The following is a 26,719-nucleotide window of genomic DNA, read 5'->3' as shown; positions in this document are numbered from 1 at the left end:
TTTTTGTGTTTGTCTTGACTTCCGCGCTCCCGCGGACGGCCGCGCGCCGCCCCGCGCCGGGCGGCCGGCCCCCCCCCCGTCTTGCGCGGGGGCTGGTAGATCCGGTACGGATCGGGTAGGTACATACGGACGAGTAGCACCGGTCGGTAGTCGACCGGGACCATCACCCCGACTCACGCGGTGAGGTGCCACATGACCGCACCATCCGTACGACCGGTCTCCGAGCGCGAGGCGCGCCAGGTCGCCGAAGCGGCGCGCGAGCAGGACTGGAAGAAACCCAGTTTCGCCAAGGAGCTCTTCCTCGGCCGGTTCCGGCTCGATCTGATCCACCCGCATCCCACCCCGGCGCCGGACGACGTCCGGCGGGGCGAGGAGTTCCTCGGCAAGCTCCGGGAATTCTGCGAGACCCGGCTCGACGGCGCGCTCATCGAGCGCGAGGCGAAGATCCCCGACGAGACTGTCAACGGGCTCAAGGAGCTCGGCGCCTTCGGCATGAAGATCGACGTCAAGTACGGCGGGCTCGGGCTCAACCACGTCTACTACAACAGGGCCCTCGCCCTCGTCGGCTCCGCGAGCCCCGTCGTCGGCGCGCTGCTCTCCGCGCACCAGTCGATCGGCGTGCCCCAGCCGCTGAAGCTCTTCGGCACGCAGGAGCAGAAGGAGAAGTTCCTGCCGCGCTGCGCGCGCACGGACATCACCGCCTTCCTGCTCACCGAGCCGGACGTGGGTTCCGACCCGGCCCGGCTGGCGACCGGCGCCGTGCCCGACGGGGACGACTACGTCCTCGACGGCGTGAAGCTGTGGACGACCAACGGCGTCGTCGCCGACCTGCTCGTCGTGATGGCGCGGGTGCCGAGGAGCGAGGGGCACAAGGGCGGCATCACCGCCTTCGTGGTCGAGGCGGCCGCCGAGGGCGTCACCGTGGAGAACCGCAACGCCTTCATGGGCCTGCGCGGCATCGAGAACGGCGTCACCCGCTTCCACCAGGTGCGGGTGCCCGCCGCCAACCGGATCGGCCCCGAGGGCTCCGGTCTGAAGATCGCGCTGACCACGCTCAACACCGGTCGGCTGTCCATCCCCGCCATGTGCGCGGCGAGCGGCAAATGGGCCCTGAAGATCGCCCGCGAGTGGTCCTCGGCCCGCGAGCAGTGGGGCAAGCCCATCGCCAAGCACGAGGCCGTCGGCTCGAAGATCTCCTTCATCGCCGCCACCACCTTCGCCCTGGAGGCGGTCGTCGACCTGTCCAGCCAGATGGCGGACGAGGAGCGCAACGACATCCGTATCGAGGCCGCCCTCGCCAAGCTCTACGCCAGCGAGATGGCCTGGCTGATGACGGACGAGCTGGTCCAGATCCGCGGCGGCCGGGGCTACGAGAGCGCCGACTCGCTCGCCGCCCGGGGCGAGCGCGCGGTCCCCGCCGAGCAGATGCTGCGCGACTCGCGCATCAACCGGATCTTCGAGGGCTCCACCGAGATCATGCACCTGCTGATCGCCCGCGAGGCCGTCGACGCCCACCTCTCCGTGGCCGGCGACCTCATCGACCCGGACAAGTCCCTGGGCGACAAGGCACGGGCCGGCGCCCGCGCGGGCGGCTTCTACGCCCGCTGGCTGCCCAGGCTCGTCGCGGGTCCCGGACAGCTGCCGCGCACGTACTCCGAGTTCCACCCGGCCGGCCACCGCGACCTCTCCGGCCATCTGCGGTACGCCGAGCGGTCCTCGCGCAAGCTCGCCCGTTCCACCTTCTACGCCATGTCCCGCTGGCAGGGCCGCATGGAGACCAAGCAGGGCTTCCTCGGCCGGATCGTCGACATCGGCGCCGAGCTCTTCGCGATGAGCGCCGCCTGCGTCCGCGCCGAGCACCTGCGCCTGCGCGGCGAGAACGGCGCCGAGGCGTACCAGCTCGCCGACGCCTTCTGCCGGCAGTCCCGCATCCGGGTGGAGGAGCTCTTCCGGCGGCTGTGGACCAACACCGACGACCTCGACCGCAAGGTCGTCTCCGGGGTGCTGGCGGGCTCGTACGAGTGGCTCGAGAACGGCATCGTCGACCCCAGCGGCGAGGGCCCCTGGATCGCCGACGCCACCCCCGGTCCTTCAAAGGCCGCCAACGTGCACCGGCCCATTCGCTGAGCCCGGCGGTACGGCCACAGTGACTCCGCCGCCCTCTGCGGGGCAGCTTCTCACTCGGCTCCGCAGAGCCTTATGACGGTCAAGCCCTGACCGCTGCCCGGAAGCAGGGCAGCAGCGTACGACGTCGGGGCATGGCCGCGGGGCGAAACGCAGGGGGGATGATGGGGGGATGACGGACTGCCTCGCTGACCCCCACCTGCGTTACTCCGCCCCCGGCCGTGACCACGACGGCCCGCGCGACATCGTGATCCTCGGCTCGACCGGCTCGATCGGCACCCAGGCCATCGACCTGGTGCTGCGCAATCCCGAGCGGTTCACGGTGACCGCGCTGTCCGCCGCCGGCGGGCGGGTGGAGCTCCTGGCGGAGCAGGCGCACAGACTGCGGGTCCGCACGGTGGCCGTGGCGCGGGCGGACAAGGCGCCCGCGCTGCGCGAGGCGCTGGCCGCGCGCTACGGTACCGAGCCGCTGCCGGAGATCCTGGCGGGCCCGGACGCGGCCACCGAGGTGGCCCGCGGTGAGTGCCACACGGTCCTCAACGGCATCACCGGCTCCATCGGCCTGGCCCCCACCCTCGCCGCCCTGGAGGCGGGCCGCACCCTGGCCCTGGCCAACAAGGAGTCGCTGATCGTCGGCGGTCCGCTGGTGAAGGCCCTCGCCAGGCCCGGCCAGATCATCCCGGTCGACTCCGAGCACGCCGCGCTCTTCCAGGCACTCCTGGGCGGCACCCGCGCCGAGGTCCGCAAGCTGGTCGTCACGGCCTCCGGCGGCCCCTTCCGCGGCCGGACGAAGGCCGAGCTGGCCACCGTCACCCCGAAGGACGCCCTGGCGCACCCCACGTGGTCCATGGGCCCGGTGATCACGATCAACTCCGCCACCCTGGTCAACAAGGGCCTGGAGGTCATCGAGGCCCACCTGCTCTACGACATCCCGTTCGAGCGCATCGAGGTCGTCGTCCACCCGCAGTCGTACGTCCACTCGATGGTGGAATTCACCGACGGCTCCACCCTCGCGCAGGCGACCCCGCCGGACATGCGCGGCCCCATCGCCATCGGCCTGGGCTGGCCCGAGCGGGTGCCCGACGCCGCCCCCGCCTTCGACTGGTCCAAGGCCTCCACCTGGGAATTCTTCCCGCTCGACGACGAGGCCTTCCCGTCCGTGGGCCTGGCCCGGCACGTCGGTACGCTCGGCGGGACCGCCCCGGCCGTCTTCAACGCCGCGAACGAGGAGTGCGTCGACGCGTTCCTGAGCGGACACCTGCCGTTCAATGGGATCGTGGACACCGTCGCCGAGGTGGTCGCGGAGCACGGCACCCCCGCCGTGGGAACCCGCCTGACCCTCTCGGACGTCCTGGAGGCGGAGACCTGGGCCCGCGCCCGGGCCCGTGAACTGGCGGCCCGCACGGGCGGCCGTACGACGCAAGCGACCTCGGAGGCCCGCGCATGACGACACTGATGACGATCCTCGGGATAGTCGTCTTCGTGGTGGGCCTGCTCTTCTCCATCGCCTGGCACGAGCTGGGGCACCTGTCCACGGCGAAGATGTTCGGCATCCGTGTGCCGCAGTACATGGTCGGCTTCGGGCCGACGCTGTGGTCGCGGCGGAAGGGCGAGACCGAGTACGGGGTCAAGGCCGTCCCGCTCGGCGGCTACATCCGCATGATCGGCATGTTCCCGCCCGGCGAGGACGGCCGGATAAGCGCCCGCTCCACCTCCCCGTGGCGCGGCATGATCGAGGACGCCCGCTCGGCGGCGTACGAGGAGCTCCAGCCGGGCGACGAGACCCGGATGTTCTACACGCGCAAGCCATGGAAGCGCGTGATCGTGATGTTCGCCGGCCCGTTCATGAACCTGGTCCTGGCCGTCGCGATCTTCCTCGGCGTGATGATGTCCTTCGGCGTCAACACCCAGACGACCACCGTCTCGGCCGTCTCGGACTGCGTGGTCTCCGCCAGCGCCGCCACCGACAAGTGCCCCAAGGGAGCCAAGGACTCCCCGGCCAAGGCGGCCGGCCTCCAGCCCAAGGACCGGATCGTCGCCTTCGACGGCCACAAGGTCGACGGCTGGACCACGCTCCAGAAGGAGATCCGCAGGACCACCGGACCGGCCACGATCACCGTCGTCCGCGACGGCGTCGAGAAGACCCTCCGCGCGGACCTCATCTCCAACCAGGTCCAGAAGTACGACGGCAAGGGCACGCCCATCAAGGGCGAGTACGTCACCGCGGGCTTCCTCGGCTTCACCCCGGCCACGGGCGTCGTCCAGCAGTCCTTCGGCCAGTCCGTCGACCGCATGGGCGACATGGTCCAGTCCGGCGTGGAGTCGCTGATCGCCCTGCCCGGCAAGATCCCGGACCTGTGGAACGCGGCCTTCGACGGCGGCGAGCGCAAGCCCGACTCGCCGATGGGCGTGGTCGGCGCGGCCCGCGTCGGCGGCGAGGTGTTCAACCTCGACATCCCGCCGTCGCAGCAGATCGCGACCATGCTCTTCCTGGTCGCCGGCTTCAACCTCTCGCTGTTCCTCTTCAACATGCTGCCGCTGCTCCCGCTGGACGGCGGGCACATCGCGGGCGCGCTGTGGGAGTCGGTCCGGCGGAACCTCGCCAAGGTCTTCCGGCGGCCGGACCCCGGTCCGTTCGACGTGGCGAAGCTGATGCCGGTGGCGTATGTGGTGGCGGGTATTTTCGTCTGCTTCACGCTGCTGGTGCTGATCGCGGACGTGGTCAACCCGGTGCGGCTGACGTAGTCGGCCCGGTCCTCAAACGCCGGACGGGCCGGATTCGGCCCGTCCGGCGTTTGAGGACAAGCGCACCGGCCCGCCGCGAGCGTGCCTCCCGGCAGGGACTGGTGGATGTGCCCCGAAGGGATCCCGTGCCGTAACCTCGGATGCCGGAGCCCGCCGATCTCGGGACCATGATTCAAACCTTGGGGTTGCTCGCCAGATGACAGCGATTTCGCTTGGAATGCCTTCCGTTCCGACCAAGCTCGCCGACCGCCGGGTCAGCCGCAAGATCCAGGTCGGCTCCGTGGCCGTCGGCGGCGACGCCCCCGTCTCGGTCCAGTCGATGACGACGACCCGCACTTCCGACATCGGCGCCACCCTCCAGCAGATCGCCGAGCTGACCGCCTCCGGCTGCCAGATCGTCCGCGTCGCGTGCCCGACCCAGGACGACGCCGACGCGCTGCCGATCATCGCCAGGAAGTCGCAGATCCCGGTGATCGCCGACATCCACTTCCAGCCGAAGTACGTCTTCGCCGCCATCGACGCCGGGTGCGCCGCGGTCCGGGTCAACCCCGGCAACATCAAGCAGTTCGACGACAAGGTCAAGGAGATCGCCAAGGCCGCCGGCGACGCCGGGACCCCGATCCGCATCGGTGTGAACGCCGGCTCGCTGGACCGTCGCCTGCTCCAGAAGTACGGCAAGGCCACCCCCGAGGCGCTGGTCGAGTCCGCCCTCTGGGAGGCGTCGCTCTTCGAGGAGCACGGCTTCCGCGACATCAAGATCTCGGTCAAGCACAACGACCCCGTCGTGATGGTCAACGCCTACCGTCAGCTGGCCGCCCAGTGCGACTACCCGCTGCACCTGGGCGTCACCGAGGCCGGCCCGGCGTTCCAGGGCACCATCAAGTCCGCCGTCGCCTTCGGTGCCCTGCTCTCCGAGGGCATCGGCGACACCATCCGGGTCTCCCTCTCCGCCCCGCCGGCCGAGGAGATCAAGGTCGGCATCCAGATCCTGGAGTCCCTCAACCTCCGCCAGCGCCGGCTGGAGATCGTCTCCTGCCCGTCCTGCGGCCGCGCCCAGGTCGACGTCTACAAGCTGGCCGAGGAGGTCACCGCGGGCCTGGAGGGCATGGAGGTGCCCCTGCGCGTCGCCGTCATGGGCTGCGTCGTCAACGGCCCGGGCGAGGCCCGCGAGGCCGACCTCGGCGTCGCCTCCGGCAACGGCAAGGGCCAGATCTTCGTGAAGGGCGAGGTCATCAAGACCGTCCCCGAGTCGAAGATCGTGGAGACCCTCATCGAGGAGGCGATGAAGATCGCCGAGCAGATGGAGAAGGACGGCGTCGCCTCCGGCGAGCCCACCATCAGCGTCGCGGGCTGACCGCCCGCACCCCCGCTTCCGCCCCGCCCCGTCCGCGCACCGGGCGGGGCGGCGCCATATCGGCGGCATGGCGGGTGGGCGACGGGGCCGGGAGGTACAGTGCCAGGACCTGATTCCCCCGGCCTCGGGCCCGCGACGGTGAGGCATTGCGACACGTGCTGACGACGACCACCACCAGGGTCCTGGAGCCCGGCGATCTCGACGCCGCCCTCGCCGTCCTCGACCGCGATCCCGTCGCCAACGCCTTCGTCGCAGCCCGGGTCAAGATCGCCGGCCTGGACCCCTGGCGGCTCGGCGGCGAGATGTGGGGCTGGTACGCGGGCGGCCGCCTGGAATCCCTCTGTTACGCCGGCGCCAACCTCGTCCCCATGTGCGCCGGCCCCGAGGCCGTACGCGCCTTCGCCGATCGTGCCCGCCGGAGCGGACGCCGCTGCTCCTCCATCGTCGGCCCCGCCCCGGCCACGGCCGAGCTGTGGAGCCTGCTGGAGCCCCACTGGGGCCCCGCCCGCGAGGTCCGCCCCCACCAGCCGCTCATGGTCACCCGGGCCATGCCCGCCGGGATCGCCCCCGATGCCCTCGTCCGCCGCGTCCGCAAGGACGAGATGGAGACGATCATGCCCGCGTGCGTGGCCATGTTCACCGAGGAGGTCGGCATCTCCCCGCTCGCGGGCGACGGCGGCCTGCTCTACCAGGCACGCGTCGCCGAGCTCGTCGGCTCCGGGCGCTCCTTCGCCCGCGTGGAGAACGGCCGCGTCGTCTTCAAGGCCGAGATCGGCGCCGCCACGGACCTGGCCTGCCAGATCCAGGGCGTCTGGGTCGCCCCCGAACACCGGGGCAAGGGGCTGTCCGTGACCGGCATGGCCGCCGTGCTCGGCTACGCGCTGCGCGAGGTCGCCCCCGTGGTGAGCCTCTACGTCAACGACTACAACACCGCCGCGCGCGCCACCTACCGCCGCGTGGGCTTCCATGAAGTCGGCGCGTTCATGAGCGTGCTGTTCTGATGAGGCACGGGATCTGGATCCCGCACGGGTAGCCTCCCGGGCATGGATGACATCGTGGTCGGCCCGCTCGACCTGGCCTCCCGGGTGGACGAGGCGCTGGCCGTCCAGGCCCTCGCCTTCGGGCTGACACCCGAGGAGGTCGACGTCCGGCGCCACATCGTGCTCCGGCACCTCACCTCCCCCGGCGCCCGGGCCCTGGGCGCCACCACGCCCGAGGACCGCCTGGTGGGCTTCGTCTACGGCATGCCCAACGACCGGACGCACTGGTGGTCCACGGTCGTCGAGCCGTATCTCCGCGCCAACGGACTGGACGGCTGGCTGGACGAGGCCTTCGTCATCACCGAACTGCACGTCCACCCCGCCTACCAGAACCGGCGGATCGGCCGCACCCTCATCACGACGATCACAGCCGACGCCGAGGAGCCCCGCTCCATCCTCTCCGCCATCGACAAGGAGAGCCCCGCCCGGGCGCTCTACCGCAAGCTGGGCTACCGCGACCTGGCCCGCCATGTGGCCTTCCCCAGCGCGGCAAGTCCGTACGCGGTGATGGGGGCTCCGCTGCCGTTGCTGGGGTGAGCACGGGACGTCCTGGGGAGTGTCACAGCAAGTCCGCGAACTCCAGGAGGAGTTCGCCCCGGCCACGCCCGCCCAGCGACAGCTCCCGCATCCCGGCTGCCGTCGCCCGGAACACCGTCCACCCGCGCAGCCGGTCCGCGTCGACCTCCAGGGACTCCGCCAGCTTCGTCACCCGCCGGCGCGCCGCGGCCGCCGCGCCCGGCGCCGCCAGCAGCGTGTCGGGCCGGTCGCGCACCAGCCACGCCAGGTCGTACGCCCGCTCGCCCACCAGCGGGCGGGGCGCGATCGCCAGCCACGGCACACGGTCGGCTGCCAGGACGTTGCCCTGGTGGTACTCGCCGTGCAGCAGCACCGGCGGCTCCGCCGGGGCGTCCGCCGTCAGGCCGTCCCGCAGCTCGACGGCCTCGTCGACCAGCTCCCGGGCGTCCGCCGCCCACGGCAGCTCGCGCCACGCGCGCAGCGCCTCGGCCAGCGCCGCCGAGCGGTCGGTCACGGTGGCGAGAGGGTGCTCCTCGGCGGGCGGCGCCACCCACAGCCGCTGGAGCGTCGCCGCCGCCTCCAGCTGCGCCTTCTGCTCGGCCAGCGAGCGCAGGCTGACGTCGGCGTGCAGCCGCTCCAGGAGCAGCGCACCGCCCTCGGCGTCCACGCGCAGCGGGCGGACGGCCGAGCGGCCGTCCCAGTGGGCGAGTGCCGTGTGCTCGGCGGCGGTCGTGCCGTCGGGCGGGGAGAGCTTGAGCGCGGCGGGCGTGCCGTCGGCCTGCCGGACGAGGACGACCATGCTGGTGCGGCCGCCGGGACACTGCACCCGTTCGGGTGTCAGCTCCCAGCGCGTCAGCCACTCCCGGGCGATGCCCGGGAGGTCCGAGAGCCACCGGCGGGCGGCCTCGCCGACGGCGGGGTCCGCGCTCAGGGTCCGAACCAGCCGCTGCGGCGGTTCGAGGCGGTCGTTCGTGATGGCCATCCCTGAGCGTTCCCTTTCCTGCCTTCTGCGCTGATCAGGCCCGATCGGCGAGCCCAGGGAAGGCTACGCTGCCACCGCTCCAGCGCACCGCCCGGACCGCCGCCTCCCGCAGACCGGCCGCCGCCTCGGCGCGCAGACCGCCCGTGGCGGCCCGGACGAGGTCGGCGTAGACCGCTGTCAGCCGCCGCTCCAGCTCCGCCGCGAGCCGCACCGCCGCCTCCCCGTCCGCTACGGGGAAGGGCAGGGCGTACGCGGCGGCGGCCGCCTCCGGCTCGGCGCCCAGCGCCCGTACCGCGCGGCTCATCGCGTCCCGCCGGGCCCGGTGGGCGTCGTGGGCCTCACGGGCCTCGCCCGCCCGCGTGTCGTCGACACGCCCGCCGACGATCCCGTAGCCGTAGACCGTCGCGTGCTCGGCCGCGAGCGCCGCCGGCGGGGCGCCCACCGTCTCCTGCCGGGCGCGCCCGGCCCGAGCCGCCGTCATGAGCCGCCCTCCGTCAGCAGATAGGCGTGCGCGGCGCCCGCCGCCGCCACCGAGGCGAGGAGCCGGGCGAGCTCGGGCGGCGCGGATCCGAGGGCGGTGGTCCGGGCGTCGGCGGTGCGTCGCTCGGCGTCCGCGAGGGCGGCCAGCGCCGCCTTCTCCTCCCCGGGCACCTCGACGCGCGCGGCCGGCGCGGCGGGCGACGCCGAGGCGGAGGACGAGGCCGAGGCGGAAGCTGACGGGGACTCCGCCCCAGGGGCGGCGAACGCCTCGGCGTGCCGCGCGACTTCGGCCCGCAGCGGCCGCAGCCGGTCCGTCAGGGCGGTGTGCGCGGCGAGCGTGGCGTCGTACCGCTCCAGCAGCGCGGCCGTGTCCCGCGCCGCACGCTCCCTCAGCCGTGCCGCGCCGGGGGAGCGTTCGGCGGCGTCCGGGCCGCCGGAGGAGGCGGAGGAACAGGCGGAGAGCAGCGCGCCGGCGCCGCCGGCCAGCAGGGCGGCGGCACCGCCCGCCAGTACCCTGCGTCTGCGCGGGCCGTTCGCGCCCCGCGTCGTCGTCGTGAGCGGCACGTTCCTCTTTCCGCCTGGTGGGCTCTGTGCGGCGCGCCGGGCACGCCGGCCCGTCGGGGTCCTGGTGGGGCGGGCGTTCCACGGGCCTGGCCCCGAGTGATCGCCGCACGCGAGCGTACCGGCGCGGGACCCGACGGCCGTGGACCGGGCACCGAATCGTCAGTCGGCTGCCGGAACAGATAGGCTTTGACCTGACACGCGTCTTTCCCACAACAGCACACGCGGCCGAGGAGTCACCCGGATGAGCACCACCCAGAGCGAGCGGCTGCGCGAGCTGCTGGCCCCTCTCGTGAGCGCGCGGGAGCTGGAGCTGGAAGAGGTCGAGGTGACACCGGCCGGAAAGCGGCGTGTGCTGCGCATCGTGGTCGATTCCGACGAGGGCGTCCAGCTGGACGCGTGCGCGGACCTGAGCCGCGACATCTCCGCCGCGCTCGACGAGACCGATGCGATGGGCGGGGCCCCCTACGTTCTCGAGGTCACCTCTCCGGGTGCCGACCGTCCCCTGACGCAGGTCCGGCACTACGTCCGGGCCACCGGCCGGCTGATCAAGGCACAGCTCACCGAGGGCGGCGAGCTCGTCGCGCGGATCGTCGCCGTGGACGACGAGGGGCTCGACCTGGAGGTGCCGGGCGTCAAGGGCCGTAAGCCCACCGCCCGCCGCCTGGCCTTCGCCGAGATCGCGAAGGCGCGTGTGGAGATCGAGTTCAACCGCAAGACGGCCGCGGGCGACGCCGCGGCCGAAGAAGACGAATCCGACGAGATTCAAGAGGAGGCGTAGCCGTGGACATCGACATGAGTGCCCTGCGGGGTCTGGTGCGAGAGAAGGAGATCTCCTTCGACCTGCTGGTCGAGGCGATCGAGTCGGCCCTCCTCATCGCCTACCACCGCACCGAGGGAAGCCGCCGCCGCGCCCGCGTGGAGCTGGACCGGTCGACCGGGCATGTGACGGTGTGGGCCAAGGAGGACCCGCAGGACCTCGCCGAGGGCGAGGAGCCGCGCGAGTTCGACGACACCCCCTCCGGCTTCGGCCGGATCGCCGCGACCACCGCGAAGCAGGTCATCCTCCAGCGTCTGCGCGACGCCGAGGACGAGATCACTTTCGGTGAGTTCGCCGGCCGTGAGGGCGACGTCGTCGCGGGCGTCGTGCAGCAGGGCAAGGACCCCAAGAACGTCCTGGTCGACATCGGCAAGCTGGAAGCCATCCTGCCGGTCCAGGAGCAGGTCCCGGGCGAGGAGTACAAGCACGGCACCCGGCTGCGGACGTATGTCGTCCGTGTGGCCAAGGGTGTCCGCGGCCCGTCCGTGACCCTTTCGCGTACCCACCCCAACCTGGTGAAGAAGCTCTTCGCCATGGAGGTCCCGGAGATCGCGGACGGCTCGGTGGAGATCGCCGCCATCGCCCGCGAGGCCGGTCACCGCACCAAGATCGCGGTGCGTTCGACCCGTTCCGGCCTCAACGCCAAGGGCGCCTGCATCGGCCCGATGGGCGGCCGCGTCCGCGCGGTCATGGCCGAGCTGCACGGCGAGAAGATCGACATCGTCGACTGGTCGGACGACCCGGCCGAGCTGGTGGCGCACGCGCTGTCCCCCGCTCGGGTGAGCAAGGTGGAGGTCGTCGACATGGCCGCCCGCTCCGCCCGGGTGACCGTCCCCGACTACCAGCTCTCCCTCGCCATCGGCAAGGAAGGGCAGAACGCCCGGCTCGCGGCCCGGCTGACCGGCTGGCGGATCGACATCCGTCCGGACACCGAGCAGCAGCCCGAGCGCGACTGAGTCGCGTACCGGCGTCCGGAAGCGGCGGGGGGCGTGCACACGGCGCCCCGAGCGGCCCCGAAAGGTCCGTAAAACGACCATGGCGGGCCGCTTCCGCCCTTGGCGGAGCCGGGACGGACCCGGGAAACCAGCCGATCATGGCCGAAACGCATACGTGCACGACCAGTGCCCCGAAGGGGTGAGGTCCGCGCGGGGAGGTAGACTTAACCAGTGTCTGGCCGGACGCATGCCCGCGCATGCCCTGAGCGCACCTGTGTGGGGTGCCGGGAGCGAGCGGCCAAGGGTGAACTGCTGCGGACCGTGGTGATCGAGGGATCGTGCGTCCCCGACCCTCGCGGTACGCTGCCCGGCCGGGGTGCCTCCGTGCATCCCACACTGGTCTGCCTCGATCTGGCGGTGCGCCGCCGGGCGTTCCTCCGGGCCTTCAAGGTCCCGGGGCCGCTCGACACGGCGGAGCTCCGCCGGTATGTCGAACAGACCGGTCAGCAGTAGAGATCGGCCCGCGCGTTTACGCGCGGGGATGACCCATGTCAGGTACCTCGCGAGTTGGAAGTAGGTCGAGATTGCGATGAGCACTCGATGAGTACGCGATGAGTACGCCCATGAAGTAGCGACGGTCCGGCGGACACCCGGACCTAGAAGGAGCGAAGTGGCTAAGGTCCGGGTATACGAACTCGCCAAGGAGTTCGGAGTGGAGAGCAAGGTCGTCATGGCCAAGCTCCAAGAACTTGGTGAATTCGTCCGTTCGGCGTCCTCGACCATCGAGGCGCCGGTCGTCCGTAAGTTGACTGACGCATTGCAGGGGCCCGGCGGCAGCGCCGGCAAGTCCGCTGCGAAGCCCGCGGCGCCGCGCAAGGCCGCGCCCGCGAAGCCTGGTGCCCCCACTCCGGGTGCACAGGCCCCCCGTCCCGCCGCCCCGGCCCCCAAGCCGGCCGCGGCCCCCAAGCCCGCCGCGGCGACGCCGGCCGCCGGCCCCGCGCCGACGCCCGGTCCGCGTCCGGGCCCGAAGCCCGCTCCGGCCGCCCCGGCCAAGCCGGCTCCGGTCACCCCGGTGCCCGCCGCGGAGTTCTCCGCGCCGGCCCCGGCCCCGGCCACGCCGTCCGAGCGCCCCGCCGCGCCGCGTCCCGGTGCCCCCCGCCCCGGTGGTGCCCGTCCGGGTCCCGCCGGTCAGCGTGAGGGTGGCCGTCCCGGCGGCGAGCGTGCCCCGCGTGCCGGTGGTCCCGGCGAGCGTGCCCCGCGTCCCGGTGGCGCCCGTCCGGCCGGTCCCCGTCCGGGCAACAACCCCTTCACCTCCGGTGGCTCCACCGGCATGGCCCGTCCGCAGGCCCCCCGTCCGGGTGGCGCCCCGCGTCCGGGTGCCGGCGGTCCCGGTGCTCCCCGTCCGCAGGGCGGCCCCGGCGGCGCCCCGCGTCCGCAGGGTCAGGGCGGTCCCCGTCCGACGCCCGGCGGCATGCCCCGTCCGCAGGCTCCCGGTGGCGCGCCGCGTCCCGGCGGTGCCCCGGCCGGTAACCGTCCGAACCCCGGCATGATGCCGCAGCGTCCCGCTGCCGGCCCGCGTCCGGGCCCCGGTGGCGGCGGTCGCGGTCCCGGTGGCGGCGCGGGTCGTCCCGGCGGCGGTGCCGGTCGTCCCGGCTTCGCCGGTCGTCCGGCCGGTCCGGGTGGCGGCGGTCGTCCCGGTGGTGGCGGCGGCTTCGCCGGCCGTCCCGGTGGCGGTGGCCCCGGTGGCGGTGGCGGCGGCGGCTTCGCCGGTCGTCCGGGTGGCGGCTTCGCCGGTCGTCCCGGTGGTCCGGGTGCCCGTGGTGGCACGCAGGGCGCCTTCGGCCGTCCCGGTGGTCCGGCCCGTCGTGGCCGCAAGTCCAAGCGCCAGCGTCGCCAGGAGTACGAGGCCATGCAGGCCCCGTCCGTGGGCGGCGTGATGCTGCCGCGCGGCGGCGGCGAGACCATCCGTCTCTCCCGTGGTGCCTCCCTCACCGACTTCGCGGAGAAGATCGGCGCCAACCCGGCGTCGCTCGTCGCCGTGATGATGAACCTCGGCGAGATGGTCACGGCCACGCAGTCCGTCTCCGACGAGACGCTGCAGCTCCTCGGCGGCGAGATGAACTACCAGGTTCAGATCGTCAGCCCCGAGGAGGAGGACCGCGAGCTGCTCGAGTCCTTCGACATCGAGTTCGGTGAGAACGAGGGCGGCGAGGAGATGCTCGTCGCGCGTCCGCCGGTCGTGACCGTCATGGGTCACGTCGACCACGGTAAGACGCGACTCCTCGACGCGATCCGCAAGACCAACGTGGTCGCGGGCGAGGCCGGTGGCATCACCCAGCACATCGGTGCCTACCAGGTCGCGACCGAGGTCAACGACGAAGAGCGCAAGATCACCTTCATCGACACCCCGGGTCACGAGGCGTTCACCGCCATGCGTGCCCGTGGTGCCAAGTCGACCGACATCGCGATCCTCGTGGTGGCGGCCAACGACGGTGTCATGCCGCAGACGATCGAGGCCCTGAACCACGCCAAGGCGGCCGACGTGCCGATCGTGGTCGCGGTCAACAAGATCGACGTCGAGGGTGCCGACCCGACCAAGGTGCGCGGTCAGCTCACCGAGTTCGGTCTGGTGGCCGAGGAGTACGGCGGCGACACGATGTTCGTCGACATCTCCGCCAAGCAGGGTCTGAACATCGACAAGCTGCTCGAGGCCGTCGTCCTCACCGCCGACGCCGCGCTCGACCTGCGCGCCAACGCGGAGCAGGACGCGCAGGGCATCGCGATCGAGGCCCACCTCGACCGCGGTCGCGGCGCCGTGGCCACCGTCCTCGTCCAGCGCGGTACCCTCCGCGTCGGCGACACGATGGTCGCCGGTGACGCCTACGGTCGTGTCCGCGCGATGCTCGACGACAAGGGCCAGAACGTGGAGGAGGCGGGTCCGTCGACTCCGGTCCTCGTCCTCGGTCTGACCAACGTCCCGGGCGCCGGCGACAACTTCCTCGTCGTCGACGAGGACCGTACGGCCCGCCAGATCGCCGAGAAGCGCGCTGCGCGCGAGCGCAACGCCGCCTTCGCCAAGCGCACCCGCCGGGTGTCCCTCGAGGACCTCGACAAGGTGCTCAAGGCCGGTCTGGTGCAGGATCTCAACATCATCATCAAGGGCGACGCGTCCGGTTCGGTGGAGGCTCTCGAGTCCTCGCTGCTCCAGCTCGACGTCGGCGAAGAGGTCGAGATCCGCGTGCTGCACCGCGGTGTGGGTGCGGTCACCGAGTCGGACATCAACCTGGCGACCGGCTCCGACGCCATCGTCATCGGCTTCAACGTCCGCGCCGAGGGCCGTGCCACGCAGATGGCCGAGCGCGAGGGCGTCGACGTCCGCTACTACTCGGTCATCTACCAGGCGATCGAGGAGATCGAGGCGGCCCTCAAGGGCATGCTGAAGCCGGAGTACGAAGAGGTCGAGCTCGGTACGGCGGAGATCCGCGAGATCTTCCGCTCGTCCAAGCTGGGCAACATCGCGGGTGTTCTCATCCGCTCCGGCGAGGTCAAGCGCAACACCAAGGCGCGCCTCATCCGCGACGGCAAGGTCATCGCGGAGGAGCTCAACATCGTCGGTCTGCGTCGTTTCAAGGACGACGTCACCGAGATCCGCGAAGGCTTCGAGGGTGGTATCAACCTCGGAAACTTCAACGACATCAAGATCGACGACGTCATCGCGACGTACGAGATGCGCGAGAAGCCGCGCGGCTGAACCGTGTAGCTCGACCGGGGCCGGTCGGCGGAGAAATATTTCCGTCGATCGGCCCCGGCCGTTGCGTGTACGGTTCGAGGAGTCCGTACACCACGTACGGGCACACTCCCCCAGCTACCGCTGGGGGTGCCCCACACGCCTCCCGGGTGGGCCCTCACCCGTTACACATGTATGTAGGGACTCTGTCCTTCGACATCCTCCTCGGTGACGTCCGGTCGCTGAAGGAGAAGCGCTCCGTCGTCCGTCCGATCGTCGCCGAGCTCCACCGCAAGTACGCGGTGAGCGTGGCGGAGGTCGGCGAACAGGACCTCTACCGCCGGGCCACCATCGGGGTGGCGGCGGTGTCCGGGGACCCGGGGCACCTCACGGACATACTGGACCGCTGTGAGCGCCTGGTCGCCGCACGGCCCGAGGTGGAGCTGCTGTCGGTACGACGGCGGTTCCACGGCGAGCACGACGACTGAGCGCGTCGGCGGCGCCGAGAGCACAATGCAGGAAGACGAGAAGGAGACGGACCAGTGGCCGACAACGCGCGGGCGAAGAGGCTGGCGGACCTCATCCGCGAGGTCATCGCCCGGAAGCTGCAGCGCGGAATCAAGGACCCGCGGCTCGGCTCGCACGTGACCATCACGGACACCCGGGTCACCGGTGACCTGCGGGAGGCTACGGTCTTCTACACGGTCTACGGTGACGACGAGGAGCGCGCCAGCGTCGCGGCCGGACTGGAGAGCGCCAAGGGCATCCTGCGCTCCGAGGTCGGCCGGGCGGCGGGCACCAAGTTCACGCCGACGCTGACCTTCGTGGCGGACGCCCTGCCGGAGAACGCCCGGACCATCGAGGACCTCCTCGACCGTGCGCGCGCCTCCGACGCCCAGGTGCGCGATGCGTCCTCGGGCGCCGCCTACGCCGGTGAGGCGGACCCGTACCGCAAGCCGGGCGAAGACGCCGAGGACGCGGACGACGAAAAGGGCGCCGGCGCCTGATGAAGGAGAAGTACAGCGGTCCGGACGGCTTGATCATCGTCGACAAGCCGGCCGGCTTCACCTCGCACGACGTCGTCGCCAAGATGCGGGGCATCGCCCGCACCCGGCGCGTCGGCCACGCGGGGACGCTCGACCCGATGGCGACCGGTGTGCTCGTCCTCGGCGTCGAGCGGGCCACCAAGCTCCTCGGTCACCTCGCGCTGACCGAGAAGGAGTACGTGGCCACCATCCGCCTCGGGCAGAACACGGTGACCGACGACGCGGAGGGGGAGATCATCTCCTCCACCGACGCCTCCGGGGTCACCCGGGAGGCCATGGACGCGGGCATCGCCAAGCTCACCGGCGCGATCATGCAGGTCCCGTCCAAGGTCAGCGCGATCAAGATCGACGGCGTGCGCTCGTACAAGCGGGCGCGCGAGGGCGAGGACTTCGAGATCCCCGCCCGTCCGGTGACCGTCTCGTCCTTCACCCTCCACGCCGTGATCCCCGCCCAGGCGGAGGACGGCACCCCGGTGCAGGACCTGCTGGTGTCCGTCGTCTGCTCCTCCGGCACCTACGTCCGGGCGCTCGCCCGTGACCTGGGCGCCGACACGGGCGTCGGCGGCCACCTCACGGCGCTGCGGCGCACCCGCGTCGGCCCCTACGGGATCGGCGACGCCCGCACGCTCGACCAGCTCCAGGAGGAGCTGAGCGTGATGCCCGTCGCCGAGGCGGCGGCCGCCGCCTTCCAGCGCTGGGACGTGAACGAGGAACAGGCCAAGCTGCTGGCCAACGGTGTCCGGATCAAGGTGCCGCTGTTCGACACCACGGGCCCGATCGCGGTCTACGGACCGGACGGCCGCTTCCTCGTCCTGGTGGAGAACCAGGGCGGCCGGGCCAAGAGCCTGGCGGTCTTCGTCTAGCGCGGTCGGCGGACCCTTTCCCGGCCCCGGCCGGACCCACCGTGGGGCGGGGAGCGCGTCGTCACGACGCCTCCCCGCCCCACGGTCCCCCTCCCACTGGTCTCTATCCATCCGGGACGGATGATTCACCCCAACGGGCAGGCGCTCGGAGTGAACCAGGGGGGTGGAAGGGGGCGCGTTCAGGATGTGATCTGGTTTCGCCGATCATCCGCTGCCTACCGTCGTGGGGACCAGCACGCCGGGGAGGTTCGACGGAGATGAACGGTCGGCGGACCGATGCCGAGGAATCACTCGTACGCATTCGCGACCTCGCGGGGCGCGAGCGGGGTACGGGATTCCTCGCCGACGACCGCGGCACCCTGATCACCAGCCATGAGGCGGTCGATGGACTGGCCCGGCTGGTGCTCCACGCCTCGGGCGATCTGACCTGCGTCGTCGGCGCTGAGAACGTCACGCCACTGCCCGAGTACGACCTGGCACTGGTGCGCACCGAGGGCTTGTGCGTCCCCCCGCTGCCGGTCGCCGCGGCCGTGGGCTTCGAGGGCGAGCAGGACGTCCGGCTGCGCGCCGGGCGCTGGTACGACGCGCGGATCATCGGCGACGTCCCGGTCACCTACACCGCCACCGACCGCTTCCATCTGCTCGGCGCCGCGCTGGAGCTGTCCCTGTCCGGCCGCTCCGGGCTGCGGCTCGGCGAGGAGGCCACCGGCGGGCCCGTCCTCGACGCCCGTACGGGGGCGGTCGTCGCCGTCCTCGGTACCGCGCTCCAGGCCGACCGCCGGGCCGCCGGATTCGCCATCCCGCTCCGGGCCGCCGCGGCGTCCTGCCCGGGCGGGGCGCTCGCGGAGCTCCTCGACCGCAACTCCGCCACCGTCCCCGCCTTCGGCTCCGACCTCAATCTGGCCGGCGCCCTCCAGCTCACCGCCACCGCCCTGGGCTCGGTCGTCACACCGCGCGTCTGGCGCGACCCCGTGGAGCGCCCCGAGACCGAGCGGGAGTTCGCCCGCTTCCTGGACGGGGAGCCCGGCGCGGAGAGCGATGCCCTGGTGCTCGGCCTCGTGGGCGACCCCGGGACGGGCCGGACCACCGAGCTCGGCGCGCTCGCCGGCCGCCGGGCGCGCGGCGCCCAGCCCGCGCCCACCCTCTGGCTGCGCGGCGCGGACCTGCGCGTGGGCGACGAGAGCGTCCGGGACGCCGTCGCCCGGTCCCTCAAGGCCGCCGGGCGCATCGTCACCGCCTCGGCGGGCCCCGTCGGCACCATCGGGGACACCTCCGCCGCCACTCCCGAGGCCGTCGCCGGGCTCGCCCGCCGGGTCGGGCACCCCCTGCTCGTCCTCCTCGACGGGCCCGAGGAGATGCCGCCCGTCCTCGCCCACGCCCTGCCCGCCTGGACCGCCGCGACCGTCCGCTGGCTGGAGGAGACCTCCTCCCGGCTGATCGTCGCCTGCCGCCCCGAGCACTGGGAGACCGCCGGCGCCCTCTTCCCGTCCGGCGTCCTCCACCGCCCCGGCGGCGGCCCCTGCGCCCTGCCCCCGCCCTCGGGTCCCCGGGCCCTGCCGCCCTGCTCCCGGCTGCCCGGGCTCACCCATGCCCAGGCCGCCGAGGTCCGGGCCTCCTACGGCATCCCCCCGGGCGCCGTCGACCCCGCCGACGCCGCCCACCCCCTCGCCCTGCGGCTGCTCGCCGAGGTCCGGGCGGCGCTGCCCGACGGCACGGTGGGCGCCGGCGGCACCGGGGAGGCCGCCCCCGACCGGTGGGGCGTCTTCTCCGCCTACCTGGACCTGATCTGTCTGCGCATCGCCGTGCGCCTGGCCGCGTCCCGCCGCCCGCCGCTGCGCGGACCCGCCGTCCGCCGGCTCGCGGCCCGGGTGGCCGGGCAGGTTCACGAGGCCGCCCGGCGCTGCCTCGGCCCGGGGCAGGGGGAGCTGGAGCGGGAGGCGTTCGAGGAGCTGTTCCCCTGGCGTACGGGCTGGGCCTCCGCCGTCCTCACGGAGGGGCTGCTCGTCCCGGCCGGCTCCGGCTACCGCTTCGCCCACGAGGAGTTCGCCGACTGGGTGCAGGGCTCCCACCTGGACCTCGACGCCGCGCTCTACGCGCTGGTGCACCGCTGGTACGAGCCGGCGGGCCCGCCCGCCGAGGCCGCCGTGCGGCTTCCCTCCCGCACGGGAGGGAAGGGCCCGCTGCCCACGCCGGGCGGCCATGTGCCGCCGCCGCCCGGCTCCGCGGCCGGCCGCGGCGGCGCGAAGGGCCGCCGTAAGCGCGGCGGGGGCCCGGCCGAGCCGCCGCGCCCGCTGCCGGTCCCGCGCCACCGGATCGGGCCGGTGCTCCAGTCCATGCTCCTGCTCGCCCGGCGCTCGGGCCCGACGGAGCTCTCCCGCCGCCTGAGCGCCCTCGTCCACGCCATCGAGACCCTTTCCCAGCGGGCGGTGGAGGCCGAGGCCAAGGAGGAGGGCGCCGGCCGACGCCTCGGCGACCCCGCCTGGTGGGCCGCGCACCTCCTGGGCGAGACACTGCTGCGCGTCCCCGACGCCACGCCGTACCTGGGCGTGCTCCGCCTCCTGGCCGAGCGCGTCACGGCCCGCTCCCTGGCCGTCGGCGGTTTCGACGGCGAGGCCGGGCGCACGCTGGGCGGCCTCGCGGAGTTCGGCCCCTGGTTCTGGCTGCGGCTGCCACTCGGCCTCGCCGACCGGCTGGAGCTCCTGCGCGTCCTGATCCCGGCCGACGGCCCGCCCCCGGGTGTCATGCCGGAGGCGGCGGCCCTGTCGGCCCCGCCGTCGGCGGAGTCGGCGGACGGGACGGCGCGGGCGGCCGTGCCGGGGCAGTCGCGCGGGAGCGCGGCCCGGGCCGGAGGAGACGGGGAGGGAGACGAGGGAGACAGGGAGGGGGCCCTCGGGTCCGGCGGGGCCGGGCGCGGTGCGGGGCGCGCGGGGGCGCGCGCTGCTGGCGGTGCGGCCGGGGCCGGTGCGCGCCGGGTCGGCGCGGACGGGGTCAGGGGTGGTGGCTCGGGCGGGACCCGTGTCCATGGACCCGGCACGGCAGGGCGGGTCCCGGGGCAAGGCGGTGCCATGGCGCCGGACGGGGGCTGTGGTGCCGGTATCAGTGAGTCGGACGATGCAGGTGGGACGTCCGGGGCGGCTGCCGCCGCAGATACCGGTGCCGCAGGCCGCATCACGGACGCGGCTCGGACCGGCGAAGAGCGGGGAGCGCCCCGGGCGGGGGCCCGGCGCGGGGGGCCTGCGGCGGCTTGCGCCGGTGCGGCCTGGCATGCCGCGGGGAGCGGTGGGGGCGAGCCGGAGGCGTCCGACTGGGCCGACGGGCGCGGGGCCGCCGGGAACGGCCGGGCGGACCGCGCGTCCGGCGGCGCCCGGGGACGCGGCGCGGCATGGATGCCCGGACAGGGCCGGGGCGCCAACGGGCGCGGGCCGGCGGACGAGGGGGCGTACGGCGAAGCGCGCGCCCCCTGGGGTGGCCGGGCGGCGCGTGTTCCCGGCCAGGCGCGGGGCGCGGGGGAGGCGTGGAACGGTGCCGGGCGCTCCCCGGTGCTGGGGCGCCCCCGGAAGGCCGTCCCGGAGGAGGAGCGCGTCATCTCCTACACCTCCGCCCACCCCGGGGCGTACGAACCCCACGAGCCCCGCGAACCCGGCGTGCCGTACAGCGAGGGATGGTCGGACGCGTGGGCCCGGACCCGTTCCGCCGACGGGCAGGAGCCGGGCGGAGCCCAGGAGCCCGCCGGGCCGGACGAACCGATCGAGTCCATCGAGCTGGAGGTGGAGCTGGAGCCGGAGGCAGAGGCTGAGGCTGACGTAGAGCCTCAGGAACCGCAGGTGCCCGCCACGCCCGCCATGCCCGACGAGGGTGGCGAAGGCGGCGAGGGCGGCGAGCGCGACCCCGCCGACGGCCCCGCCCGCAAGGGCCCCGCGGCGGCCGCGCCGCCCGCCCGCCGGCGTACGTCCGGCGACGCCGCGGCGGCGCTCGCCGACCGGTTCCTGACCGCCGTCGTGACCCTCTTCACCGCCGACCCCTGCGCAGCGCAGCCCCTCCTGTGCCGCTGGTTCGCCGACGAGCGCCCCCTCCAGATCACCCCCGCCGGGGCCAGGGTCCGCCTCACCGTCGCCACCGCCGCCCAGGCCCTCCTCCACACCCACCGCCGCCGGGCCGTGGACGACCTGACCGAGGCACTGGTGGAGGCCGCCCACCCCCGGGCCGACGAACTGCTGGCCGCCCTGGCCGAGGACGAGCCGTCCGCGCTGTGCCGGGCCGTGGACCGCTGGGCCCACGACGACCGCGTCGAGCGCCACGTGGCCGCCGCCGCGTACGCGCTGCGCACCGCCCCGCACGTCGTCACGTCCGCCGACCGCGAGCTGCTGCGCTATGCCGCGCTCGCCCTTCTGGAGCGGCCCGACGAGGGCACCCTGCACGGCACCGCGCTCGCCCTGCTCGTCCGCGACCCCGACACCCGCGCCCGGCACCTCCCGCAGGCCCTCGCGGGCTTCGCCACGGGCGAGCCCGACCTCCCGCCCGACGTGCTCGCCCCCGCCCTGGGCACCCACCCCGACCAGGTGCTCGACGCCTTCCGGGCGCGCCTGTACGAGCCGGGGGAGCGGCCCGCCGCCGTGCTGCGCACCCTCGCCGGGATCTCCACCCCCGCCACCCTGGCCCGCCGGATCACCACGCTGGTGCGCGAGCACGTCGACCACCGCCCCGAGGGCGCGGCCAACGCCGCCGACTTCGTCGACCGCCGCCTGGAGTGCGGCCCCACCACCCGTTCCGTCCTCTTCCCGCTCGTCGTCGACCTGCTGCGCACCGGGACGCCCCAGGTGCGCCGTGCCCTCGCGCCCGTGCTCGCCGACCCCGGCACGGCCACCTCGCGCCCGTTGCGCCAGGAGCTGCTCGAAGTGCTGATGGAGCGCGAGGAGTACGGGCCGTACGACCGTGACGCCACCGTCCTCGACACCCTGCTGCGCGCGGTGGCGGCGGGCGCGGCCGAGCGCACCGAGGCCCGCACCCGCGACCTCGTGCACCGCACGGGCCTGCTGATGGCGCGTACGCCCGAGGGCGCCGCCTGCTTCGACCGGAGACTGACCCAGCTCGCCCGGGAGATCCCGGTCTTCGGCGGCCAGGTTCGCGGTTGGCTGAAATCCGCGCCGGCCCAGTGGGCCGTGGTCGTGGGCCCGAGCGCCCGTATCCGCCTGACCGCGGGGCGTGAGAAGGGGGGTGGAGGGGGTCAGGGGGGCGCGTCGGATCCCACGCACCCAGCCGACGTGACCGGCACCGCACCGGCCGATGCGGGACGCCGCCAACCGGCATGGCACTCTTAGACCTGCGTCATCAGACAGACAAAGGTTCGGGTTCGGGCGAGGAGCGGGGACAGTGCAGCGCTGGCGTGGCTTGGAGGACATCCCCCAGGACTGGGGGCGCAGCGTCGTCACCATCGGCTCGTACGACGGCGTGCACCGCGGGCACCAGTTGATCATCGGTCGTGCGGTGGAGCGGGCGAGGTCGCTGGGCGTTCCCTCGGTCGTGGTCACCTTCGACCCGCACCCCAGCGAGGTCGTGCGCCCCGGCAGCCACCCGCCGCTGCTGGCGCCCCATCACCGGCGCGCGGAGCTGATCGCCGAGCTGGGCGTGGACGCGGTGCTGGTCCTGCCGTTCACGGCGGAGTTCTCGAAGCTGTCGCCCGCCGACTTCGTGGTCAAGGTGCTGGTCGACAAGCTCCACGCCAAGCTCGTCGTCGAGGGCCCCAACTTCCGCTTCGGCCACCGGGCCGCGGGCAACGTCGAATTCCTCAAGGAGCTCGGCGGCACCTACGACTTCGACGTCGAGGTCATCGACCTCTTCGTCTCGGGCGAGGCGGGCGGCGGGCTGCCGTTCTCCTCGACGCTGACCCGTCGGCTGGTCGCCGAGGGCGATGTCGCGGGCGCCATGGAGATCCTCGGCCGGCCGCACCGCGTGGAGGGCGTCGTCGTGCGCGGCGCCCAGCGCGGCCGCGAGCTCGGCTTCCCCACGGCCAACGTGGAGACCCTGCCGCACACCGCGATCCCGGCCGACGGGGTGTACGCGGGCTGGCTGACCGTCGACGGCGAGGCCATGCCCGCCGCCATCTCGGTCGGGACGAACGTGCAGTTCGACGCGACCGAGCGGACGGTGGAGGCCTACGCCATCGACCGCGTCGGCCTCGACCTCTACGGGATGCACGCGGCCGTGGACTTCCTCGCGTACCTGCGCGGCATGGAGAAGTTCGCGTCCATCGACGCGCTGCTGGACCGCATGGCCCAGGACGTGAAGCAGGCGCGCGACCTGGTCGCCGCGCACGAGGCGGCGGTCGTCGCCGGCTAGGGCGCGATACCGCGATACGACGGAGGGCCCCGGGCGCGTACATCGCGCCCGGGGCCCTCCGCTTTCCCACGCGCCTACTGCTGCGGCGGCAGGGACCAGCCGTCCGGCTGGGGCGGCTGCTGGGTCTGCTGGGGCTGGGCGTACGGGCTCGGCTGCGCCGGGGGCATGCCCTGGCCGTACGGGTTGTACTGCGCCTCGGGAGCCGGCGCGGGAACGGGAGCGGGAGCGTAGCCGCCCGGCATCGGCGGGGCCTGGTGGGGCGCCGCGTACAGGCCCTGTTGCTGCTGGGCGCGGACGAAGTCCTCGGCGACCATGGCGGACAGGTGGAAGTAAGCCTCGCGGGTCTTCGGCCGCATCATCTCCAGATCGACCTCGGCGCCGGTGGCCAGGTGCTCGTCGAAGGGCACGACCACGACGCCCCGGCAACGCGTCTCGAAGTGGGAGACGATGTCCTCGACCTTGATCATCTTTCCGGTCTCCCGGACCCCCGAGATCACGGTGATGCTGCGTGAGACCAGCTCGCCGTAGCCGTGCGCGGCCAGCCAGTCGAGGGTGGTGCTGGCGCTGCTCGCGCCGTCCACGGACGGCGTGGAGATGATGATCAGCTGGTCGGCGAGGTCGAGGACCCCGCGCATCGCGCTGTAGAGGAGTCCGGTGCCCGAGTCGGTGAGGATGATCGGGTACTGCTTGCCCAGCACGTCTATGGCGCGCCGGTAGTCCTCGTCGTTGAAGGTCGTGGAGACGGCCGGGTCCACGTCATTGGCGATGATCTCCAGTCCGGAGGGCGCCTGGGACGTGTAACGGCGGATGTCCATATAGCTGTTGAGGTGCGGGATCGCCTGGACGAGGTCGCGGATGGTCGCGCCCGTCTCCCGGCGCACCCGGCGACCGAGCGTACCGGCGTCGGGGTTGGCGTCGATCGCCAGGATCTTGTCCTGGCGCTCGGTGGCCAGCGTCGCCCCGAGGGCGGTGGTGGTCGTCGTCTTGCCGACGCCGCCCTTGAGGCTGATGACCGCGATGCGGTAGCAGGACAGGACGGGCGTACGGATCAGCTCCAGCTTGCGCTGCCGCTCGGCCTCCTCCTTCTTGGCGCCGAACTTGAAGCGGGCCGCCGGGTTCTGCTTCTTCGGCTTCTGCTTCGCCTTCAGCAGCCGCTCCGAGGACAGCTCGACCGCCGCCGTGAAACCGAGCGGCGCGCCGTGCACGGACCGCTGGCGCTGCTCCGGCGTCACGGTCGGCCAGCCGCCGGCCCGGGGGTCGACGGGGACCTCGGGGACACCGGGCCGGCCGGGGGCCTGACCGGGAGCCTGGCCAGGGGCCTGGGCGGGGTACGCGCCCGGGTACGCCGCCGGGTCCATGGCCGGCGGGAGGGCGCCGGGCTGCGGCTGGTGGGCCGCCGCCCCTTCGGCGCCGGGGAAGGGCATACCGGGCACCGGCGCGCCCGGCTGGGCGTACGCCCCGGGCATGCCGGGCACGCCGGGCTGCGGCTGCCCGGGCGCGGCGGTGGGAGGCAGCGCGCCGGGGTACGCGTTGGGCTCAGCGGGCGCGGCCGGTCGCGGATAGCCGTAGCCGTCCTGGGGCGCGGGCATGGGCAGGGGCGTGGGCGCGGGCGGCATGGCCGCGCCGTCCGGCCGGGGGTAGCCGTAGCCGTCGTACGACGGCGGCACGGGCGCCCCCTCGGGACGCGGGTAGCCGTAACCGGCCTGCGGCGGGGCGGCGTTGGGAACGGGCATGCCGGGCGCACCGGGCATGCCGGGCGGCACGGGGGCGCCGGGGACCGGCTGCGGCAGTACCGCGCCGGGCACCTCCGCCACGGGCACGGGACCGGGCGGCACGCCCGGGACACCGTACGGAGCGGGCGCGACGGGGGCGCCCCAGGGGGCGGGGGCGTCGGGCGCGCCGGGGGCGGTCTCGCCGGTCGGAGCGGGTGCGCTCGGCACGCCGGGAGCGGCGTCACCGATCGGGGCGGCGGCCGACACGCCGTGCGGGCCGGTCGGGGCGGGGGTGGTCGGGGCCGGGGGAGCGGTGGGGGCGGGGTTACCGGTCGGAGCCGTGGCGGGCGCGTTCTCGAAGCCGGTCGGCGCCGGAGTGGTCGGCGCGCCGGGAATGCCGGGGACGACGGGCGTGCCCGGGACGGCCGGGGTGTCCTCGCCGAACGGAGCGGTGGCCGGCACGCCGTCGAGGCCGGTCGGGGCGGGAGCGTTCGGTGCGCCGGAAATGTCGGGGACGACCGGCGTGCCCGGAACGGGCGGGATGCTGTCGCCGGTCGGCGCGCCCGGAATGCCGTCACCGGACGGAGTGGCAGCCGACACGCTGTCAGGGCCGGCCGGGACGGCAGGGGCAACGTCACCGGTCGCCGCGGGGGCCGCCGGGGATGCGTCCACGGCCTGCCGCGTACCGGCGTCGCTCACCGTGCCGTCCTCGTCCTGGGACGAAGCAGCCGACGCGGTCGACGTGTCCGACACGGGCTGCGGGGCCTCGTCACCGACGGGCGCGTCGCTCTCCGCCGCCAGGGCGTCCGCCGGCTCCCCGGCGCCGGCGCCCTGGACCGCGACCGGCACGTCCGCCTCGGGGTGCGGCATCCCATGACCCGGCACGGCCGGGTACGGCGCCTGCGGGGGCGGCGGCCAGGCGGCCGGGGGAGCGGTCTGCTGGGCCGCGGGCGGGAAGTCGGGCGGCAGTGGCGGCAGGGAGACCTGGGGTGCGGGAGGCGGGGTCCACGCGGGCGCCGGGGCCTCGGCCGGCGCGGCCGCCGGAGCCGTGGCGGCCCGCGCCTCTTCGTCGCTCGGAGCGGACGAAATGGGCGCAACAGGCGCAACGGGAGTAACAGGCGCGACCGGAGCAACTGGAGCAACTGGAGCGACCGGCGGTGCGGGCGCGGGCGCCGCCGACGGCGCGCTCTGCGTGTACCAGGCGGGCGGTGTGTAGTCGATGGTGAACTCGCCCGTGTGCTCGGGCTCGTGTTCGTACCCCGGACCGTGTTCGGCGTCGGACCGGTCCTCGCCGGCTGTCTTCCCGGCCGCTCGGATCTCGTCCCGATCGCTGCTCACAATGCCTCCTGCTGGTGTGGTCGGCTGCCCATGGGTTTCGGTGGACTCAGCTGGCGGGGCCGACCGTTACTGTCGCCCCGACCGCCCGGATTTCCCCATCTGTCGCAGGACAGGACCGGCGTCGGGTTCTCCAGTGCGTG

At 73.8% G+C, this 26,719-nt stretch carries 19 protein-coding genes; 15 read left to right on the top strand and 4 right to left on the bottom strand.

Features of this window, described 5'->3' with window-relative positions:
* Positions 1-192 precede the first annotated feature (192 nt).
* The 6 genes from AB0E98_RS07085 (at position 193) to AB0E98_RS07060 (ending at position 7,800) form a co-directional block, all read left to right on the top strand.
* On the top strand, positions 193-2,127 hold the full coding sequence (locus tag AB0E98_RS07085; protein WP_361699481.1) for an acyl-CoA dehydrogenase family protein: 1,935 nt from the start codon (positions 193-195) through the stop codon (positions 2,125-2,127).
* 169 nt (positions 2,128-2,296) lie between these two features.
* Positions 2,297-3,571 carry a 1-deoxy-D-xylulose-5-phosphate reductoisomerase gene (dxr, locus tag AB0E98_RS07080; protein WP_361699479.1) on the top strand — a complete coding sequence of 425 codons (1,275 nt, stop codon included), beginning with the start codon at positions 2,297-2,299 and terminating at the stop codon, positions 3,569-3,571.
* Complete coding sequence (locus tag AB0E98_RS07075) at positions 3,568-4,869, top strand: site-2 protease family protein (protein ID WP_361699477.1); 1,302 nt, start codon at positions 3,568-3,570, stop codon at positions 4,867-4,869. Before dxr ends, AB0E98_RS07075 begins: the two co-directional genes overlap by 4 nt.
* Positions 4,870-5,065: 196 nt before the next feature.
* Positions 5,066-6,223 (top strand): flavodoxin-dependent (E)-4-hydroxy-3-methylbut-2-enyl-diphosphate synthase, encoded by a 1,158-nt coding sequence (gene ispG, locus AB0E98_RS07070; RefSeq protein WP_311614070.1) that lies wholly within the window; start codon positions 5,066-5,068, stop codon positions 6,221-6,223.
* A gap of 155 nt (positions 6,224-6,378) precedes the next feature.
* Positions 6,379-7,224, top strand: a complete 846-nt coding sequence (locus AB0E98_RS07065) for a GNAT family N-acetyltransferase (protein ID WP_361699474.1) — start codon at positions 6,379-6,381, stop codon at positions 7,222-7,224.
* 42 nt (positions 7,225-7,266) lie between these two features.
* Positions 7,267-7,800: a GNAT family N-acetyltransferase gene (locus tag AB0E98_RS07060; RefSeq protein ID WP_361699472.1), complete on the top strand. Its 534-nt coding sequence runs from the start codon at positions 7,267-7,269 to the stop codon at positions 7,798-7,800.
* Positions 7,801-7,822: 22 nt separating this feature from the next.
* Here the strand turns inward: AB0E98_RS07060 and AB0E98_RS07055 are convergent, their stop codons facing one another.
* The 3 genes from AB0E98_RS07055 to AB0E98_RS07045 are packed head-to-tail and all read right to left on the bottom strand — an operon-like array spanning position 7,823 to position 9,805.
* Positions 7,823-8,761, bottom strand: a complete 939-nt coding sequence (locus AB0E98_RS07055) for an aminoglycoside phosphotransferase family protein (RefSeq protein ID WP_361699470.1) — start codon at positions 8,759-8,761, stop codon at positions 7,823-7,825.
* A gap of 34 nt (positions 8,762-8,795) precedes the next feature.
* Positions 8,796-9,242 (bottom strand): ferritin-like domain-containing protein, encoded by a 447-nt coding sequence (locus tag AB0E98_RS07050; RefSeq protein WP_361699468.1) that lies wholly within the window; start codon positions 9,240-9,242, stop codon positions 8,796-8,798.
* Positions 9,239-9,805, bottom strand: coding sequence for a hypothetical protein (locus AB0E98_RS07045; RefSeq protein WP_361699466.1), 567 nt, complete (start codon positions 9,803-9,805; stop codon positions 9,239-9,241). The genes AB0E98_RS07050 and AB0E98_RS07045 overlap by 4 nt, the downstream gene beginning before the upstream one ends.
* Positions 9,806-10,046: 241 nt before the next feature.
* Between AB0E98_RS07045 and rimP the strand changes: the two genes are divergently transcribed.
* From rimP to AB0E98_RS07000, 9 genes are all read left to right on the top strand, one after another.
* On the top strand, positions 10,047-10,583 hold the full coding sequence (rimP, locus tag AB0E98_RS07040; RefSeq protein ID WP_361699464.1) for a ribosome maturation factor RimP: 537 nt from the start codon (positions 10,047-10,049) through the stop codon (positions 10,581-10,583).
* A gap of 2 nt (positions 10,584-10,585) precedes the next feature.
* Positions 10,586-11,578 (top strand): transcription termination factor NusA, encoded by a 993-nt coding sequence (nusA, locus tag AB0E98_RS07035; RefSeq protein WP_361699462.1) that lies wholly within the window; start codon positions 10,586-10,588, stop codon positions 11,576-11,578.
* Positions 11,579-11,788: 210 nt separating this feature from the next.
* On the top strand, positions 11,789-12,070 hold the full coding sequence (locus AB0E98_RS07030) for a YlxR family protein (RefSeq protein WP_361699460.1): 282 nt from the start codon (positions 11,789-11,791) through the stop codon (positions 12,068-12,070).
* A 157-nt stretch (positions 12,071-12,227) separates the two neighbouring features.
* Positions 12,228-15,308 (top strand): translation initiation factor IF-2, encoded by a 3,081-nt coding sequence (infB, locus tag AB0E98_RS07025; protein ID WP_361699458.1) that lies wholly within the window; start codon positions 12,228-12,230, stop codon positions 15,306-15,308.
* A 167-nt stretch (positions 15,309-15,475) separates the two neighbouring features.
* Positions 15,476-15,772 carry a DUF503 domain-containing protein gene (locus AB0E98_RS07020; RefSeq protein ID WP_311614080.1) on the top strand — a complete coding sequence of 99 codons (297 nt, stop codon included), beginning with the start codon at positions 15,476-15,478 and terminating at the stop codon, positions 15,770-15,772.
* A gap of 54 nt (positions 15,773-15,826) precedes the next feature.
* Positions 15,827-16,291 carry a 30S ribosome-binding factor RbfA gene (rbfA, locus tag AB0E98_RS07015; RefSeq protein ID WP_361699455.1) on the top strand — a complete coding sequence of 155 codons (465 nt, stop codon included), beginning with the start codon at positions 15,827-15,829 and terminating at the stop codon, positions 16,289-16,291.
* Positions 16,291-17,193: a tRNA pseudouridine(55) synthase TruB gene (gene truB / locus AB0E98_RS07010; RefSeq protein ID WP_361699453.1), complete on the top strand. Its 903-nt coding sequence runs from the start codon at positions 16,291-16,293 to the stop codon at positions 17,191-17,193. The genes rbfA and truB overlap by 1 nt, the downstream gene beginning before the upstream one ends.
* A gap of 257 nt (positions 17,194-17,450) precedes the next feature.
* Entirely contained in the window at positions 17,451-22,511 is a 5,061-nt protein-coding gene (locus AB0E98_RS07005) for a hypothetical protein (protein ID WP_361699451.1), read from the top strand.
* A 52-nt stretch (positions 22,512-22,563) separates the two neighbouring features.
* Positions 22,564-23,529 carry a bifunctional riboflavin kinase/FAD synthetase gene (locus AB0E98_RS07000; RefSeq protein WP_361699449.1) on the top strand — a complete coding sequence of 322 codons (966 nt, stop codon included), beginning with the start codon at positions 22,564-22,566 and terminating at the stop codon, positions 23,527-23,529.
* 74 nt (positions 23,530-23,603) lie between these two features.
* On the opposite strand, the gene AB0E98_RS06995 is transcribed toward AB0E98_RS07000, so the two are convergent.
* Positions 23,604-26,579 (bottom strand): SCO5717 family growth-regulating ATPase, encoded by a 2,976-nt coding sequence (locus AB0E98_RS06995; protein ID WP_361699447.1) that lies wholly within the window; start codon positions 26,577-26,579, stop codon positions 23,604-23,606.
* Between the last annotated feature and the right edge of the window lie 140 nt (positions 26,580-26,719).

Source organism: Streptomyces sp. NPDC037389, from assembly GCF_040636475.1.
Taxonomy (GTDB): domain Bacteria; phylum Actinomycetota; class Actinomycetes; order Streptomycetales; family Streptomycetaceae; genus Streptomyces; species Streptomyces hesseae.
The sequence above is the reverse complement of the archived record's forward strand: the minus strand, read 5'-3'. Positions and strand labels throughout refer to the sequence as shown.

Bases quoted from the DNA above. Each gene is read 5' to 3' on its own strand.
- AB0E98_RS07085 (WP_361699481.1), top strand. From the start codon at position 193: ATGACCGCACCATCCGTACGACCGGTCTCCGAGCGCGAGGCGCGCCAG.
- dxr (WP_361699479.1), top strand. From the start codon at position 2,297: ATGACGGACTGCCTCGCTGACCCCCACCTGCGTTACTCCGCCCCCGGC.
- AB0E98_RS07075 (WP_361699477.1), top strand. From the start codon at position 3,568: ATGACGACACTGATGACGATCCTCGGGATAGTCGTCTTCGTGGTGGGC.
- ispG (WP_311614070.1), top strand. From the start codon at position 5,066: ATGACAGCGATTTCGCTTGGAATGCCTTCCGTTCCGACCAAGCTCGCC.
- AB0E98_RS07060 (WP_361699472.1), top strand. From the start codon at position 7,267: ATGGATGACATCGTGGTCGGCCCGCTCGACCTGGCCTCCCGGGTGGAC.
- AB0E98_RS07055 (WP_361699470.1), bottom strand. From the start codon at position 8,761: ATGGCCATCACGAACGACCGCCTCGAACCGCCGCAGCGGCTGGTTCGG.
- AB0E98_RS07050 (WP_361699468.1), bottom strand. From the start codon at position 9,242: ATGACGGCGGCTCGGGCCGGGCGCGCCCGGCAGGAGACGGTGGGCGCC.
- rimP (WP_361699464.1), top strand. From the start codon at position 10,047: ATGAGCACCACCCAGAGCGAGCGGCTGCGCGAGCTGCTGGCCCCTCTC.
- AB0E98_RS07020 (WP_311614080.1), top strand. From the start codon at position 15,476: ATGTATGTAGGGACTCTGTCCTTCGACATCCTCCTCGGTGACGTCCGG.
- truB (WP_361699453.1), top strand. From the start codon at position 16,291: ATGAAGGAGAAGTACAGCGGTCCGGACGGCTTGATCATCGTCGACAAG.
- AB0E98_RS07005 (WP_361699451.1), top strand. From the start codon at position 17,451: ATGAACGGTCGGCGGACCGATGCCGAGGAATCACTCGTACGCATTCGC.